The 14,952-nt window shown below is 73.2% G+C and carries 16 protein-coding genes; 9 read left to right on the top strand and 7 right to left on the bottom strand.

Going from position 1 to position 14,952, the window contains the following annotated elements; translation table 11 throughout:
- Window positions 1-34 precede the first annotated feature (34 nt).
- The 4 genes from ABWI04_RS08060 to ABWI04_RS08045 all read right to left on the bottom strand — a co-directional run bounded on the left by ABWI04_RS08060 (window position 35) and on the right by ABWI04_RS08045 (window position 2,881).
- Window positions 35-706, bottom strand: a complete 672-nt coding sequence (locus ABWI04_RS08060) for a hypothetical protein (RefSeq protein WP_353831931.1) — start codon at window positions 704-706, stop codon at window positions 35-37.
- Between the two features lies 1 nt (window position 707).
- Window positions 708-1,127, bottom strand: a complete 420-nt coding sequence (locus ABWI04_RS08055; RefSeq protein WP_345171344.1) for a hypothetical protein — start codon at window positions 1,125-1,127, stop codon at window positions 708-710.
- Window positions 1,128-1,292: 165 nt separating this feature from the next.
- Window positions 1,293-2,534: an RNA polymerase sigma factor gene (locus ABWI04_RS08050; RefSeq protein ID WP_353831930.1), complete on the bottom strand. Its 1,242-nt coding sequence runs from the start codon at window positions 2,532-2,534 to the stop codon at window positions 1,293-1,295.
- Complete coding sequence (locus tag ABWI04_RS08045; protein ID WP_345171348.1) at window positions 2,531-2,881, bottom strand: YciI family protein; 351 nt, start codon at window positions 2,879-2,881, stop codon at window positions 2,531-2,533. The genes ABWI04_RS08050 and ABWI04_RS08045 overlap by 4 nt, the downstream gene beginning before the upstream one ends.
- 126 nt (window positions 2,882-3,007) lie before the next feature.
- Between ABWI04_RS08045 and ABWI04_RS08040 the strand changes: the two genes are divergently transcribed.
- The 5 genes from ABWI04_RS08040 to ABWI04_RS08020 all read left to right on the top strand — a co-directional run bounded on the left by ABWI04_RS08040 (window position 3,008) and on the right by ABWI04_RS08020 (window position 9,554).
- Window positions 3,008-3,994: an NAD-dependent epimerase/dehydratase family protein gene (locus ABWI04_RS08040; RefSeq protein ID WP_353831929.1), complete on the top strand. Its 987-nt coding sequence runs from the start codon at window positions 3,008-3,010 to the stop codon at window positions 3,992-3,994.
- 68 nt (window positions 3,995-4,062) lie between these two features.
- A complete protein-coding gene (locus ABWI04_RS08035) occupies window positions 4,063-5,688 on the top strand; it encodes a DUF7800 domain-containing protein (protein WP_353831928.1) in 1,626 nt (541 codons plus the stop codon).
- A 182-nt stretch (window positions 5,689-5,870) separates the two neighbouring features.
- A complete protein-coding gene (locus ABWI04_RS08030) occupies window positions 5,871-7,214 on the top strand; it encodes a sigma-70 family RNA polymerase sigma factor (protein WP_353831927.1) in 1,344 nt (447 codons plus the stop codon).
- A gap of 276 nt (window positions 7,215-7,490) precedes the next feature.
- Window positions 7,491-8,825 carry an NYN domain-containing protein gene (locus ABWI04_RS08025; RefSeq protein WP_353831926.1) on the top strand — a complete coding sequence of 445 codons (1,335 nt, stop codon included), beginning with the start codon at window positions 7,491-7,493 and terminating at the stop codon, window positions 8,823-8,825.
- Window positions 8,826-8,906: 81 nt separating this feature from the next.
- Complete coding sequence (locus ABWI04_RS08020; protein ID WP_353831925.1) at window positions 8,907-9,554, top strand: tetratricopeptide repeat protein; 648 nt, start codon at window positions 8,907-8,909, stop codon at window positions 9,552-9,554.
- A gap of 38 nt (window positions 9,555-9,592) precedes the next feature.
- Here ABWI04_RS08020 and ABWI04_RS08015 read toward each other — a convergent pair whose 3' ends face one another.
- Window positions 9,593-10,117 (bottom strand): lipase family protein, encoded by a 525-nt coding sequence (locus tag ABWI04_RS08015; protein WP_345171360.1) that lies wholly within the window; start codon window positions 10,115-10,117, stop codon window positions 9,593-9,595.
- 59 nt (window positions 10,118-10,176) lie between these two features.
- Here ABWI04_RS08015 and pyrE point away from each other — a divergent pair, with 59 nt between their 5' ends.
- The gene (pyrE, locus tag ABWI04_RS08010; RefSeq protein WP_345171362.1) at window positions 10,177-10,713 is read left to right on the top strand and encodes an orotate phosphoribosyltransferase; all 537 of its coding nucleotides are present in this window, start codon (window positions 10,177-10,179) and stop codon (window positions 10,711-10,713) included.
- Here pyrE and ABWI04_RS08005 read toward each other — a convergent pair.
- Window positions 10,710-11,111, bottom strand: a complete 402-nt coding sequence (locus tag ABWI04_RS08005; protein WP_345171829.1) for a RodZ domain-containing protein — start codon at window positions 11,109-11,111, stop codon at window positions 10,710-10,712. The two genes, pyrE and ABWI04_RS08005, sit on opposite strands and share 4 nt — an antisense overlap.
- 72 nt (window positions 11,112-11,183) lie before the next feature.
- On the bottom strand, window positions 11,184-11,909 hold the full coding sequence (locus ABWI04_RS08000; protein WP_345171364.1) for a DedA family protein: 726 nt from the start codon (window positions 11,907-11,909) through the stop codon (window positions 11,184-11,186).
- Window positions 11,910-12,078: 169 nt separating this feature from the next.
- Between ABWI04_RS08000 and fbaA the strand changes: the two genes are divergently transcribed.
- The 3 genes from fbaA (at window position 12,079) to ABWI04_RS07985 (ending at window position 14,870) form a co-directional block, all read left to right on the top strand.
- Window positions 12,079-13,101: a class II fructose-bisphosphate aldolase gene (gene fbaA, locus ABWI04_RS07995; RefSeq protein WP_345171366.1), complete on the top strand. Its 1,023-nt coding sequence runs from the start codon at window positions 12,079-12,081 to the stop codon at window positions 13,099-13,101.
- Window positions 13,102-13,173: 72 nt separating this feature from the next.
- On the top strand, window positions 13,174-13,623 hold the full coding sequence (locus tag ABWI04_RS07990) for a winged helix-turn-helix transcriptional regulator (protein ID WP_345171368.1): 450 nt from the start codon (window positions 13,174-13,176) through the stop codon (window positions 13,621-13,623).
- Window positions 13,624-13,835: 212 nt separating this feature from the next.
- Complete coding sequence (locus ABWI04_RS07985) at window positions 13,836-14,870, top strand: carboxymuconolactone decarboxylase family protein (RefSeq protein WP_353831924.1); 1,035 nt, start codon at window positions 13,836-13,838, stop codon at window positions 14,868-14,870.
- The last annotated feature ends 82 nt before the right edge of the window (window positions 14,871-14,952 follow it).

Below are 14,952 nucleotides of genomic sequence, written 5' to 3'. Positions count from 1 at the left end.
TTCGATCAAGTGAGCCACTCGGTCCCCAGCACGGTCAGCCGAACTCCACCAGCGCCGCGTGGAGCCGGACGAGCAGGTCGTGGTCCGCGGGCGCCCAGTCGGCGGGGACCTCCTCGCGGACGGGCGGGGCGCCGGGCCCGTCCGGCGGGCCGGTCCGCACCAGCGACGCCGCGGCGAGCCCCCGCACGGCGAGCAGGCACGCGAACACCGTCCGCCCGAGCTCGCGGGCCAGTTGGGCAGGGGTCCGATTGCCGTCGGCGTTGAGCAGGATCTCCGCCTGGAGGCCGGTCAGGATGACGCGCTGCCTCCGGACGCGCCGGACCGGCACCACCGGAGCGACGTCGACGCTCCCGTCGGGCCAGGCGGCGTCGAGGAGGGCGCGGCGGCGGCGCTGCTCGTGGACGAGCGTCGCCACGGTGACCCGCCGGGGGCCGCCGCTCGGCGGTCCCTCGGTGAACGCCGGCTCGGCCCGCGAGGCGAGGAGGAGGCAGGCGGCGTCGAACATCGCCAGCAGACCGGCCAGTTCCCGGTCGGGCCCGTCCGGGAGGTCGCCGAGGCCCGGCGTGTGCCGGCTCTCGGCGAGGGTGACGGCCCCGCGGTCGACGTGGAACGCGCCGTCGCCGCCCACCCGCAGCAGGCCGGTGGCCTTCTCCCGTTCCAGGGCCGCCAGGGCCCCGGCGACCCATCCCGCGTTCGCGTCCGCCATGTCATCCGCCCGTGATCTCGCCGAGGAGATCGCGCACGCGGAGCCGGGCGAGCGCGATGTTGCCCCTTTCCCGGTCGAGCAGTAAATGGACGAACAGATGTCCGTCGAGATTCGCTCCGGTAAGGGCCAGCAAATGATATCCGTCCGTTCCGCAGACAATGATCTCCTCGACGTCGTCCCCCGCCGCGGTGGCGCTGAGCGCCGGCGACGCCAGCACCGCCCGCACCACGTCGGTCGCGCCGGCGGCGTCCTCGTGCTGGTCGAGGACGTCCTCCCGGCCGGCCGCCGCCACGGCGAGCCCGCTGGCGCAGTCGACCAGCGTGACCCGCCGCGCCCCCGGAATGGTCATCATCGACGCGAGGCACCCGTCAATGCCCAAGCCCATTTCCCCACCGAATGAGAGTTGCAAGGACTCGACCATAGCCAGAACATTGCCGCTCGCAAGACTTATCCGCAATTTTCTCGAGACAATCATGTATGGGGTATAAATACCGCCCGGTATGCCGGGCGGTCAGGGTCGGTGTGAGGCGTCGCCCCCGGAATCGGTTCCCACCACCCCGCCGGTTGGGGGTCGTCCGCAACCGCGTCAGCCCGTGCGCCGGACCTCGCCAAGGCGGCGGGCCAGGTACCGGCGGTCGGCGTCGGCGCGGGCCAGCGCGAGCGCCTCCCGGTAGGCCGCGGCGGCCTCCTCGGACCGGCCCAGGCGGCGCAGGAGGTCCGCGCGGGTGGCGTGGAACAGGTGGTAGCCGTCCAGTCCCTCGATGCGGTCGGCCAGCGCCAGGCCCGCCAGGGGCCCGTCCGCCATCGCCACCGCGACGGCCCGGTTGAGCCGGACGACGGGCCCGGACACCATCGCTTCGAGCCTTCCGTACAGGGCGGCGATCTGCGGCCAGTCGGTCTCGCCCGCCGTGCGCGCGGCGCCATGGCACGCGGCGATGGCCGCCTGCACCTGGTAGGGGCCGGGCTCGCCCCGGCGGAGGGCCTCGTCAACGAGCGCGGCGCCCTCGGCGATCGCCGCGCGGTCCCAGCGGCTCCGGTCCTGGTCCTCCAGGGCGACCAGGTCGCCGGCCCCGTCCGTCCGCGCGGCGTGCCGCGAGTGCTGGAGCAGCAGGAGCGCGAGGAGCCCGGCGACCTCCGGGTCGTCCGGGGCCAGGCCGCGCAGGAGCCGGGCGAGGCGGATCGCCTCCGCGCACAGGCCGGCGCGCACCGGGTCGGTGCCCTCGGTCGCCGCGTACCCCTCGTTGAACAGCAGGTACACGACGCCGAGGACCGCCGCCGTACGCTCCGGCAGCAGGTGCGCGGGCGGCACCCGGTACGGGATGCCCGCCTGGCGGATCTTCCGCTTGGCCCGGACGAGGCGCTGCGCCATCGCGGGCTCGGCGACCAGGAACGCCCGCGCGATCTCCCCGGTGGTCAGGCCGAGGACCGTGCGCAGCGTGAGCGCCACGCGGGCCTCGACCGGCAGCGCCGGATGGCAGCAGGTGAAGACCAGCCGGAGCCGGTCGTCGGGCAGGCCGCCCGGGTCCGGCCCCTCCTCCGCGTCCGCCATCGTCCCCAGCTCCCTGAGCTTCGCGGTCTCCGTCGCGCCGCGCCGGATCCGGTTCAGCGCGTGGTTGCGGGCCGTCGTGGTCAGCCAGGCGCCCGGCCGGCGCGGCACCCCGTCGTCCGGCCAGCGTTCGAGGGCGCGCGCGAACGCCTCCTGGGCGCACTCCTCGGCGAGGTCCCAGTCGCCCGTCATGCGGATGAGGGTCGCGACGACCCGGCCCCACTCCTCGCGGAAGGCCGCCGCGACCGCACGTCCCGCGTCCGTCACTGCTGTCTCCGTCACTCCTCCCCGAACGGCCAGAGCGGCCGCACCTCGATCGAGCCGCGCCGCGCCGACGGGTGCCGGGACGCGACGTCGAGCGCCTCCTCCAGGTCGGCGCAGTCGATCAGGTCGAAGCCGAGGATCTGCTCCTTGGTCTCGGCGAACGGCCCGTCCGACAGCAGCGTCTCGCCGTCCCGCACGCGCACGGTGGTCGCGGTGTCGGTGAGGCGCAGCCGGTCGCCGAACCTCCGGACGCCGCGGCCGTCCATCTCCTTCACCCACGCCTCGGTGTCGGCGATCATCGCGTCCTGCTCGGCGGGGCTCATCTCCTGCTCCTCGACCCCGCAGATCAGCATCAGGTAGTGCATCGTTCCTCCTCCTGTAGGTGGTGACCCTCGCCGGCTCCGAAACTCGTCGCCGGGGGCCGTCACTCTGTCGACACTCGGGCCCACCCGATTTCGACACCCGGCCGGTACGGAAGGCAGAGTTCTTCCATGAGGCTTCTGATGCTGGGCGGGACGGAGTTCGTCGGACGGGCGATCACCGAAGAGGCTCTTGCCCGCGGCTGGGACGTCACGGTCTTCCACAGAGGGCGCCACGAGCCGCCCCAGGGAGTCGTCTCGCTGCACGGCGACCGCACCGCGGAGGGCGGTCTCAAGGCGCTTGAGGACGGAGAGTGGGACGCCGTCATCGACACCTGGTCCGCCGCACCGTTCGTCGTCCGGAATACAGCGCGCCTGCTCGATGGACGCGTCACGCGGTACGCCTACATCTCCAGCCGCTCGGTGTACCGGTATCCGGAACCGTCCGGGCTCGGCGAAGAAGCCGAGGTCGTGGACGGCTCCCCAGACGACGGCGACGTCGACTACGCGGAGGCGAAGCGCGGAGGGGAACTCGCGGCGCTCGACGTCTACGGGGACAACGCCCTCCTGGTCCGGGCGGGCCTCATCCTGGGCCCGTACGAGAACATCGGGCGGCTGCCCTGGTGGCTGACGCGCATGGCACGGGGCGGCGACGTCCTGGCGCCCGGCCCGCGCGACGCCGGCCTGCAGTACATCGACGTGCGGGACCTCGCCGTCTGGACCCTGGACGCCGTCGCACGCGGGCTCGGCGGCCCCTACGACCTGGTCAGCCCACCCGGCCACACGACGATGGAGGAACTGCTCCAGTCCTGCGTCGACATGACGGGGGCGGAGGCGAATCTCGTCTGGACGGCCCCCGAAGCGATTCTGGAAGCGGGCATCGAGCCGTGGACCGACCTTCCCGTCTGGCTCCCGCCCGGGGAGGCGTACGACACCCTGCACCGGGGCAATGTCGGCAAGGCTCTCGCCGCGGGGCTGCGGTGCAGGCCCGTCCAGGAAACGGTCGCGGACACCTGGGCCTGGCTCCGGTCGATAGGCGGCAGCGCTCCGCAGCGTCCCGACCGTCCCGTGGTCGGTCTGCCCCCCGAGAAGGAGGCCGAGGTCCTGGGCTCCCGCTGACCTCCGGTGCGGGCGCGGGCCGGCCGCGCTGTGGACACATCGGCGCCCGTCCGCTAGAGAGGCGTTCTATGACCGCTTTGGTACTCGGCCCCCACCTCCGGCACGTGAGTCACCGCACCGCGACGATCTGGGTGGAGACCGATCGTCCGTGCGAGGTCAGGGTCGTCAACCGGGAGCAGGGGGTGGACGCCGCCGCCCGCACCTTCACGGCGCACGGCCACCACTACGCCGTCGTCGAGATCGACGGGCTGGAGCCGGGGGCGCGGATCCCGTACGAGGTGGAGGCGGACGGCGAGACCGTCTGGCCCGAGGCCGGCGCCGGGTTCCCCCCGTCCCACATCAGGACGCTGCGCGAGCACGGCGAGCTGCGCATCTCCTTCGGCTCCTGCCGCCGCTCGCCCGGGACCGTGGAGGAGTACGGGCACGACGCCCTCACCGCGTTCGCCGACAGGCTCCGGACCGGCGGGGAGGACGCCGTCTGGCCGGACGTCCTGCTCATGGTCGGCGACCAGGTGTACGCCGACGAGCTGACCCCCCAGATGCGCGAGTTCATCAGCGGCCGCCGCGCCCCCGGCTCGCCGCCGGACGACGAGGTCGCCGACTACGAGGACTACACCCAGCTCTACAAGCTCGCCTGGCACGACGACCCGGCCGTCCGGTGGCTGCTGTCCACCGTCCCCACCTTCACGATCTTCGATGACCACGACATCCGCGACGACTGGAACACCTCGTACACCTGGCGCCGGGAGATGTGGTCCCAGCCCTGGTGGAAGGCGCGCATCACCGGCGGCATCGGGTCGTACTGGATCTACCAGCACCTCGGGAACATGTCGCCTCAGGACCGGGCGTCCGACCCCGTCTTCGCGGCCGTCCGGGCCGCCTCCGACGAGACCGGCGACGCGGGCGCCGTCCTCGACGCGTTCGCCGAGAAGGCCGACAAGCAGCCCGAGACCACGCGCTGGAGCTACGCCCACGACTGGGCCGGCACGCGCCTGATCGTCGTCGACAGCCGGTGCTCCCGCCTCCTCACCGACGACCGGCGCGGCATGCTCGACGACGAGGAGTTCGACTGGCTGGACGGCCAGTGCCAGGGCGGCATGGACCACCTCCTCATCGCCAGCTCGCTCCCCTTCCTGCTTCCCATGGCCATCCACCACGCCGAGTCGTGGAACGAGGCCGTGGCCGAGGGCGCGTGGGGCAGGCGCGGCGCGGCGGTCGGCGAGAAGATCCGCCAGGCCGCCGACCTGGAGCACTGGGCCGCGTTCGAGAGGTCGTTCCGCGCCGTCGCCGCCGGCGTCGTCGCCGTCGGCCGCGGGGAGCGCGGACCCGCGCCGGCGAGCATCTCGTTCCTGTCCGGCGACATCCACTACTCCTACCTGGCGCGGATCACCACGCCCGCCACCCAGTCGAAGATCACCCAGATCGTCTGCTCGCCCCTGCGCAACCCGCTGGAGGGCAAGTTCCGGTGGGCGAACCGCATCGCCTACTCGCGGGCCGCCGGCCGGCCGTTCCGCGTCCTGGCGAGGCTGGCGAAGGTGCCCGCGCCGCCGATCCGGTGGCGGATGACGAACGGCCCCTGGTTCGACAACGCCATCGCCACCGTCGAGCTGTCCGGAAGCGCCTGCGGCGTGCGGTGGGAGACGCCCGGGACCAGCGGCACGATGTCCGAGATGGGGCGCACCGAGATCACGTGACGGACGGGTGCGTTCGTTTCACCCCCTCGATGAAACGAACGCACCCGCCGCGTGGACGACCCCGCCCAGACGCCGTCCACACCCCTCCAACGGCGCCGTGTCCCGGCTATGACGCGGCTCCCGCAGATATCTGTGACCAAAATGAGCGACAACAGGTGGTCAATCAGTCACAATGAGCAAGCATGGGACCAGGGGACGAGGTGGCGGCGCCCGGCGGCGCCGAGCCGAGCGATGCCGCACTCATCTCCCGGACCCGCGAGGGCGACGACGCCGCCTACGGCACGCTCTACCAGCGGCACCTGCCCGCCGCGCGCGGGCTCGCCGGCCATCTGGCCGGGCGCGACGCCGCCGAGGACGCCGTCCAGGACGCGTTCGCCAAGGTCCTCTCCGTGCTCAGGCGCGGCGGCGGGCCCGACTCCGGCTTCCGGCCCTACCTGCTCACGGCCGTCCGGCGGACGGTCTACGACCGGCAGCGCGCCGACCGGCGCGTCCACCACACCGGCGACATCGAGGCGTACGAGGTCGAGGAGCCCTTCGACGACCCCGCGGTCGAGAGGCTGGAACGCTCGATGGTCGCGCGGGCCTTCCTGTCGCTGCCCGAGCGGTGGCAGACCGTCCTCTGGCACACCGAGGTCGAGGACGAGAAGCCCGCCGACGTCGCCCCGATCCTCGGCCTGACCGCGAACGGCGCCGCCGCGCTCGCCTACCGGGCCCGCGAGGGGCTGCGGCAGGCCTACCTCCAGATGCACCTCGACGGCCTCGACCCCGGCGACGCGTGCCGTCCCGTCCTGGACAAGCTCGGCGCCTACGTTCGCGACGCGCTGCCGGGCCGCGACTCCCGCCGGGTCGGGCGCCATCTGGACGGCTGCAAGCGCTGCAAGGGCCTCCACACGGAACTGGCGCAGGTGAACACGGCACTGCGCGACGTCATCGGGCCGCTCGTCCTGGGCTCGGCGGGCACCGCCTACCTGGCGTCCAAAGGCGGCTTCCTCCTGTGGGCACGGCATCTGCCCAAAGGCCGCCAGCAGGTGCTCGCGGGGTCCGTGGTGGCCGCCGCCTGCGCGGTGGCGCTCGCCCTGACGCTCGTGTCCGACGACCGGCCCGTCCCCCCGCCTCGCACACCGCCGCCCGCCGCCGCCGAGCCGGTCGCCCCGCCCGCCGTCCGGCCGCCCGCCGCGAAACCGCCCGCGGTCAGGCCGCCGGCGGCGAAGCCGCTCGCGAAGAAGCAGGCCCCCGTCCGGCCGGCGGCCGCACCCCGGGCCACGCCGCCCCGCCCGGCGCCGAAGCCTCGGGTGAGACCGCCGCACGTCGGCAGGCCTTCCGAGCCCGCCCCGCCCCCGCCCAGTCCCGTCGAACGCCCTGGAGGCCTGCTGGTCCACATCGAAGTGCGGGTGCCGCTGCTGCCGGTCGAGGTGCGCGTCCACCTGGACCTCGACACGCCAGGCGGCGACATCCGCTTCATACGGCACCGCGCCGCCTCCCACGGCGATGCCCGCGGTCACGGCCGCCCTCCCGGGTTGAAGTGAGGGTCGCGGGCACGCCTGCACTGACCCCGCCATCTGATTCTTCCCGTAAAGATCCTTCGGAAGGGCCGGACGGAGCCTGAAGGGCTGGTAGCGTCCGCCGCGGCTCCCGAATCCTTGTTACCGAGGAGTCGCCAACCGGCGGCTTGCCATGAAAGAGTGGCGAATCGCCGTAACGGCCTACCGGGCAGACGGGCTTCACTACGCTATAAGCGCCCGGGGTCGCTACGCCGAAATGGGCACGCTGTGAGCTCCCGTGTTGAGGAAGGGCGGTGCCGCATGGATCGCTGCGCCCTGTTCGTGGACGCCGGCTACCTGCTGGCGGACGGTGCCATGGCGGTACACGGCACGCGCCATCGCGAGACCGTCTCGTGGGACTTCGGCGGCCTCCTGCAACTCCTCGGCAACCTCGCCAGGGAGCGCACCGGCATGCCGCTGCTGCGCTGCTACTGGTACGAGGCGACGGTCGAGGGGCGCCGCAACCCCGAGCACGACGCGCTGGCCGACCTGCCGGGCCTCAAGCTGCGGCTCGGCCGCATCCGCCCCGGCCGCCGCGAGGGCGTCGACACCGAGATCCACCGCGACCTGATGGCCCTGGCCCGCAACTCGGCGCTCGCCGACGCCGTCCTGGTCAGCGGCGACGAGGACCTCGCCCAGGTCGTCGCGGACGCGCAGGACCTCGGCGTCCGCGTCACGGTCGTGCACGTCGCCGTCGACGGCAACTGGACGATCTCCCGGGTGCTGCGCCAGGAGTGCGACGACCTCATCGAGATCGGCTCCAGCCACCTGCGCCCCTACGTCAACCTGCTCACCGGCGTCGACGGGGGCTCCTCGCTCGGGACGAGCCCGCTGTCCAACGGGCACGGAAGCACGAACGGGCACGCCTCCTCGCTCGGCCCGCTCCAGAGCCCCGCCGGCAACGGGCCGCCGCCCGCGTCCCCGCTGAGCATCCCGCCCGCGACCCCGGCCCCCGCGCCCGCCCCTTCGCCGGCCCCGGCGGTCCGCGACCTCGGCCCGGCCATGACCGGCGGGCTGGGCGGCGGGTCCTCCCCGACCGGCGGGCACGGCATCGGCACCGGGCCCATGCCGCTGCCCGGCGGCACGGGCGGCGGGCTCGCCGGATCGTCCTACGGCACCGGCGGGCTGCCGCTCCCGCCGAATCCCGCCCCGGCCGGGCCGTCCTCGACGCAGGCCCCGTCTCCGCCCGCGCCGCCGGCCCCCAGCCCGCAGTACACCTCGTCCCCCATCCCGGCGCCCTCCCCGCCGCCTCCCCCGCAGACGCTCCAGCCGCAGCCGTCGCCGTCCGGCGGCCAGCACGGCCCCTACACCGGCCCGCAGCAGATCTCCCCCGTCCCGGTGCAGCAGACCCCGACCCTCTCGGACGCCGTCAAGGCCGCCCACCAGGAAGGCCAGGACTTCGGCGAGTCCGTCGCCCGCGACGCCCCCGCGCTGTGGCTGGAGGCGGTCCTCGCCCGCAAGCCGCGCATGCCGTCCGACCTCGAGGCCCGGCTCCTGCAGGGCTCCTCGCTGCCCATAGACTTCCTGCTGCACGACGAGGTCCGCCACGCCCTGCGCCGCGGCTTCTGGGACGCGCTCGAACGTTCCCGCAGGTGACCTGACGTCGTTAGCCCCGGTATTCCACGATCATCATCGATTCGCCCGCTTCGGCCGGGCGGCGCCGGGTAGCGTTGAACCGTGACGCATGTGACGGAAGACGATCTCGACGACCTGGAGTTCGACACCCTGCGCACCGGCGATCACATCTCGGCGGCCCGCAGGCTGTCCGAGCTGGCCGAGTCGGTGTCCGGCGGAGTCTCACGCGCCAACGTCCTGCTGCGGGCGGGCGAGCAGTGGCAGCACGCCGGCGACCACGCCCGGGCCGCCGAGCTGTACCGCCGGGCCATGGAGGACGGCGGCGAGACCTACGGCGACCCGCGCGCCTACCTCGCCGACGCGCTCTTCGAGCTGGGCCGCGGGGACGAGGCCCGCGCCCTGGTCGACCAGATCCGCGCCGACAAGCCGCGCGACCCCGAGGTGTACCGCGCCGTAGCCGAGGTGCTCTACGCCCAGGGCGACGCCACCGGTGCCCACGAGTGGGCCACCAGCGGGGCCGACGTCGTCCTCGAACTCCGCGACCGCGCCGTGGGCACGGGCATGGGCGGCGGCCCCGACGAGGCGCCGTCCCCGGACGCCGACTCCCTCACCCCCGGCCCGGACGACGTCGCCTTGGCCGAGGACAGTCTTGAGGCCCTCCTGCGCCTCCGCTACCGAGCCCGCATCGACCTGGGCCGAAGCGAAGACGACTACGACGCCCTCCTCGACGACCTTCTGAAGAACGGGTAACTCAGGGCCCTGTCACGAGCCGCCCCGTTCAGGCTTCCTCACAAGCGGGCTATGAGTTCGCTCAGGGATTGGGCGGCGGCGGTGGGGGGTTCGTGTTCGGTCACGGGCCAGCCGCGTAGCCGAGCCTCTCTGACGGCCTGGTCGTGCTCCGGGGATGCGGAGCGGTCCGCATGGGTCCGGAGGTACCCGCAGGGCGCCTCCGGCCAATCTGGGGCCGTGGGGAGGTCGTCCTGCGGGGCGTCGTGGTCGTGCCGGGCCGGGCGGGGCAGATCGGCGTCGACGAACACGTAGCCGCCCACGGCGCGGTGGGCGGCGCGCTGCGCCAGGCCGATGCCGGGCAGCAGGGGGCCGGCGGCCCCGTGCGCCACGAGGACGAGCGGCGGCACCGGGGCGGTCGCGGTGATGGTGAGCGAGACGCGGGCGATGTAGCGGGGGCCGGAGTCGTCCGGGACGTCCGGCGCCACGACGTCCAGGCCGTACGAGCGGAGCATCTCGGGAAGGTCGCCCCAGGAGGCCGCGGTGGCGCCGGGGGCGTGCAGCAGGACGACGGTTCCGGGTGTCACCCCGCGAACCGTACACGGCGGGGACGGAGCGCGTACGCAGGGTCAATAGGGTTCTGCACGTGAGCGATCGTGATGAGCTGCTGCAGAAGATCAAGGACAAGGCCGTGGTGCACGGCGACTTCGTGCTGTCCTCGGGGAAGCGGGCGTCCTGGTACGTGGACCTGCGCCGGGTGACGCTGGACGGGGCCGCGGCCCCGCTCGTGGGACGGGTCATGCTGGACGCGACCGCGGACCTCGACTACGAGGCCGTGGGCGGGCTGACGCTCGGGGCGGACCCGGTGGCCGCCGCGATGCTGCACGCGGCGGCGGCCCGCGGCCGGGCCCTGGACGCGTTCGTCGTCCGCAAGGCGGGCAAGGCCCACGGGCTGCAGCGCCGGATCGAGGGGCCGGACGTGGCGGGGCGCCGGGTCCTCGCCGTGGAGGACACCTCGACCACCGGAGGCTCCGTCCTCACGGCGGTGGAGGCGCTGCGCGAGGCGGGGGCGGAGGTGGTGGCGGTCGCGACGATCCTGGAGCGCGGCGCGGCCGGCCGGATCGCCGAGGAGGGCCTGGAGTACCGGCACCCCTACGAGGTCGCCGACCTCGGTCTCGGCTAGCGGGCCTTGACGAGCCACTGGGCGCGCTGGCCGTTCGGCTCGCGCGGCTGGACCTTGCCGTAGATCGCGACCTGCAGGGAGCCGCCGTTGAGGGCGACGACCTGCAGGGGCGCCTCCTTGAACTGGAGGGTGTCGCCGGTGTTGAGCGTGCTGTTGGCGAGCACCTTGCCGCCGGCGTCGGCCACCCGGACCACGACGGTCGTCGGCTGGCCGGTCACGCGGATCACCAGGGGGAGCGGCGCCGTCGGCGAGGTCGTGGTCTCGTTGCTGCTCGGCGTCGTCCGCCCGCCGTCACCCGATGGCGATGCACCCGTCGCGGGTCCCTTCTTGTCGGGCTCGCTCATGATCGCGTTGACCAGGGCCATGCCCCCGACGATGAGCAGGGCCAAGGCGGCCATCACGGCCAAGGCCGCGATCAGTATGCGCGCGAGACCCCTAGGGTCCGACCGGTGACGTCCCACATGGGGAGGTTAGCGATAACTGTCACCGCTGAGCGACGGACGGGACTCTTCCGGACCATTCTTATTCGGACCGTGGTCCGCTTTGCGCCCCTTCAGGACCTCCCGAATGATCGGAATGACCGAGAGAACCAGGATGACCGCTACGCCCGGGAGGATGTATTTCTCAACGTCGGGCACTTCGGACCCGAGGAAGTGGCCGAGGAGGAACAGCGCGTCCGTCCAGACGATGCCGCCGATCGCGTTCCAGACGAAGAACTTCTTCGCGTCCATGCCCAGCATCCCGGCGAGCGGGTTGAGGAACGTCCGGACAATCGGGATGAACCGGGCAAGGACCACCGCCTTCGCGGGGCCGAACCGGTTGAAGTAGTACTCGGCCTTCTCCACCCACTCCTGTTTGAAGATGCGCGAGTCCGGCCGGTCGAAGAGCTTGCGGCCGTAGCGGGCGCCGAGGAAGTGGCCGAGCTGGGCGCCGGCGATCGCCGCCACCGGCCCGCCGATCAGCAGCCAGGGCAGCGACAGCGGCTGGAAGTCCTGGCCGTTGACGGTCGAGACCGCCGTGAGGATCCCCGCCGTGAACAGCAGCGAGTCGCCCGGAAGGATGCAGCCGATCAGCAGGCCGGTCTCCGCGAAGATGATGGCGAGCACGCCGATCGTCGCGAATGTGCCGAAAAGCTGCAGCCATGCGGTCGGGTGCAGCCACTCGGTGATGTCAAGGGGAAGGGCAGTGAGATCCACACAGCGAGCGTACCTTTCCCCACGCTCCGATTAGGCGAGATACTGGGCGCGGACGGCATGCCCGACCCGGAAACCGCGTGACCTGGGCAGTCACTGGGTACGCGGACGTCCGGGAGCTACCGCCCGGCCGGATGCCCGGCGGCACCCTGCGTATGAAAGGACGCTGACAATGCCCATCGCAACGCCCGAGGTCTACGCGGAGATGCTCGACCGTGCGAAGCGCGACGGCTTCGCCTTCCCCGCGATCAACGTGACGTCCAGCCAGACGCTGAACGCCGCGCTGCGCGGTTTCGCGGAGGCCGAGAGCGACGGCATCGTGCAGGTGTCCACCGGAGGAGCCGAGTACCTGTCCGGCTCCACGGTGAAGGACATGGTCACGGGCGCGACCGCGCTGGCGGAGTACGCCCGGGTCGTGGCGGCCAAGTACCCGGTGAACATCGCCCTGCACACCGACCACTGCCCGAAGGACAAGCTGGACGGCTTCATGCGGCCGCTGGTGAAGATCTCGCAGGAGCGGGTGGCGCGCGGCGAGGAGCCGCTGTTCCAGTCGCACATGTGGGACGGGTCCGCCGTCGAGCTGCACGAGAACCTGCGGATCGCCGCCGAACTCCTGGAGGAGTGCGCCAAGGCCCGGATCATCATGGAGATGGAGATCGGGGTCGTGGGCGGCGAGGAGGACGGCGTCGCCAACGAGATCAACGAGAAGCTCTACACGACGCCCGGCGACGCGCTCGCGACCGCCGAGGCCGTCGGCGTGGGCGAGAAGGGCCGCTACATCCTGGCCGCGACGTTCGGGAACGTGCACGGCGTCTACAAGCCGGGCTCGGTCAAGCTGCGTCCCGCGGTGCTCAAGGAGATCCAGGACGCGGTCGCCGCCAAGTACGGCAAGGACAAGCCGTTCGACCTGGTGTTCCACGGCGGCTCGGGCTCCACGCTGGAGGAGATCCGGGAGGCGGTGTCGTACGGCGTCGTCAAGATGAACATCGACACCGACACCCAGTACGCCTTCACCCGCCCGGTCGCCGATCACATGTTCCGCAACTACGACGGCGTGCTGAAGGTCGACGGCGAGGTCGGCAACAAGAAGCAGTACGACCCGCGCTCATGGGGCAAGGCGGCGGAGGCCGCGATGGCCGCCCGCATCGTCCAGGCCGCCGAGAACCTCCAGTCCGCCGGCCAGAAGCTGAAGTAGCGGAGCGGGCCGGGGGCCGCAGGGCCCCCGGCCATGCCCGTTGCCTGACGAAACGCGGGTAGGCTCCGAAGCGTGGCACTGCCCCGCACGTACGACTCGCAGAACTGCTCGGTCGCCCGCTCGCTGGAGGTCGTCGGCGACCGCTGGACGATGCTGGTGATCCGCAGCGCGTTCCAGGGCGTGCGGCGCTTCGACGACTTCCAGCAGGCCCTGGGCGTGGCCCGCAACGTCCTCACCGACCGGCTCAACCGGCTCTGCGACGAGGGCATCATGCGCCGCGTCCCGTACCAGCAGCGGCCGGAGCGGCACGAGTACCGGCTGACCCGCAAGGGCGTGGAGCTGTGGCCCGCGGTCATGACCCTGATGATGTGGGGCGACCGCCACTACGCGCCGGAGGGCCCGCCGCTGATCATCGGGCACCGGGGCTGCGACGGCGCGCTGACCCCCGCGTTCACGTGCGGCTCCTGCGGCGCGCACCTCGGCCCCGCCGACGTCGCCCCCCGCCCAGGCCCGAGCGCCTAGGCCGTGTTCCGGAGTCCGGGCCCCCTTCGAGCCAGGCCCTAGTTCCGCCGGACGCCCCCGAGCCGGTCTCCCGTCATGGCGGTCCCTTTCCGGACGGCCCGAGATGCTCCCGGAGTGCTCGCGGCCGTCGCGGGGGCGGCTGTGCTTTCCGGCCTCCGTCGGTACCATCCGAGCCCAGGCGCGCACCGAGGACGGCAGGGCGTGGTTCGGCGATGAACAGCAGTCTGGTCCGGGCGGCGCGGCGCGGGGCGGAAGCGCAGGTCGCGCACGTCTCAGTCGTCCGGCACGCGGCCGCCCGGGGGCTGGTCGCGCGGGTCTACGGCCAGCTCGAACGGGACTTCGGCATCCTCGCGCCGCCGGTGATCCTGCACTCCCCCGTCCCCGACCTGCTCGCCGCCGTGTGGACGATGCTGCGCGAGACCCTGGTCGTGCCGGGGGAGGCCGACCGCGCGGCCAAGGAGGCCGCCGCCGCGGCGGTGTCGCTCGGCAACTCCTGCCCCTACTGCGTGGCGGCGCACAGCACCACGCTGCACGGGCTCGTGCGCGGGCGCGACGCCGCCGCGATCGCCGCGGGCAGGCTCGGCGAGGTGGGCGACCCGCGCATCCGCGCGATCGCCGAGTGGGGCGAGCGGTTCGGCACGCCCGGGGCGCCCGGGCGCCCGTTCCCGCCCGAGCAGGCGCCCGAGATCGTCGGCACCGCCTTCGCCTTCCACTACTACAACCGGATGGTCAACATCTTCCTGGGCGACTCGCCGTTCCCCCCGAGGGCCCCGGCACGGGCGCACGGCGCGATCAGCCGGGTGGTGGGCCGCCTGATGGCCGCGAGCTCGCGCGCCCGGCCCGCGCCGGGCGACTCCCTCGACCTGCTGCCGGCCGCGCCGGCGTCCGGCGCGCCGCCCTGGACGGCGGGCAACGAGGTGATCGCCGATGCGCTCGCGCGCGCGTCGGCCGTCATCGACCGGGCGGGCGAGCGGGTGGTGCCGGCGCCGGTCCGGGATCTGCTGGCCGCCGAGCTCGCCGGGTGGGACGGGCGCACGGCGGAGCCCGCGCGGATCGACGCGGCCGTGGCCGGGCTTCCGGCGGCGGACCGTCCCGCCGGACGGCTCGTGCTGCTGACCGCGCTCGCCTCGCACCGGGTCGGCCCGGCGGTCATCGCGGAGTTCCGCCGCGACGACGGTGCGGACGCCCGCCTGCTGGAATGCCTGGCATGGGCCGCGTTCACCGCCGCGCGGGCGGCGGCGGCCTGACCCGGGCCGCCGGAGTTACTGGCCGTTTCGCGGAATTCGGTCCCCCTTTTTGAAAGCTTGCCGGGCTCGACGGAAATTGCGA

It is taken from the genome of Actinomadura sp. NPDC000929 (assembly GCF_040492065.1).
GTDB classification, from domain to species: domain Bacteria; phylum Actinomycetota; class Actinomycetes; order Streptosporangiales; family Streptosporangiaceae; genus Spirillospora; species Spirillospora verrucosospora.
This window is presented reverse-complemented; position numbering and strand designations above follow the sequence as displayed.

Bases quoted from the DNA above. Each gene is read 5' to 3' on its own strand.
- ABWI04_RS08045 (WP_345171348.1), bottom strand. From the start codon at position 2,881: ATGCACTACCTGATGCTGATCTGCGGGGTCGAGGAGCAGGAGATGAGC.
- ABWI04_RS08030 (WP_353831927.1), top strand. From the start codon at position 5,871: ATGGGACCAGGGGACGAGGTGGCGGCGCCCGGCGGCGCCGAGCCGAGC.
- ABWI04_RS08040 (WP_353831929.1), top strand. From the start codon at position 3,008: ATGAGGCTTCTGATGCTGGGCGGGACGGAGTTCGTCGGACGGGCGATC.
- ABWI04_RS08005 (WP_345171829.1), bottom strand. From the start codon at position 11,111: ATGGCCGCCTTGGCCCTGCTCATCGTCGGGGGCATGGCCCTGGTCAAC.
- ABWI04_RS08060 (WP_353831931.1), bottom strand. From the start codon at position 706: ATGGCGGACGCGAACGCGGGATGGGTCGCCGGGGCCCTGGCGGCCCTG.
- fbaA (WP_345171366.1), top strand. From the start codon at position 12,079: ATGCCCATCGCAACGCCCGAGGTCTACGCGGAGATGCTCGACCGTGCG.
- ABWI04_RS08055 (WP_345171344.1), bottom strand. From the start codon at position 1,127: ATGGTCGAGTCCTTGCAACTCTCATTCGGTGGGGAAATGGGCTTGGGC.
- ABWI04_RS08035 (WP_353831928.1), top strand. From the start codon at position 4,063: ATGACCGCTTTGGTACTCGGCCCCCACCTCCGGCACGTGAGTCACCGC.
- ABWI04_RS08025 (WP_353831926.1), top strand. From the start codon at position 7,491: ATGGATCGCTGCGCCCTGTTCGTGGACGCCGGCTACCTGCTGGCGGAC.
- ABWI04_RS07985 (WP_353831924.1), top strand. From the start codon at position 13,836: ATGAACAGCAGTCTGGTCCGGGCGGCGCGGCGCGGGGCGGAAGCGCAG.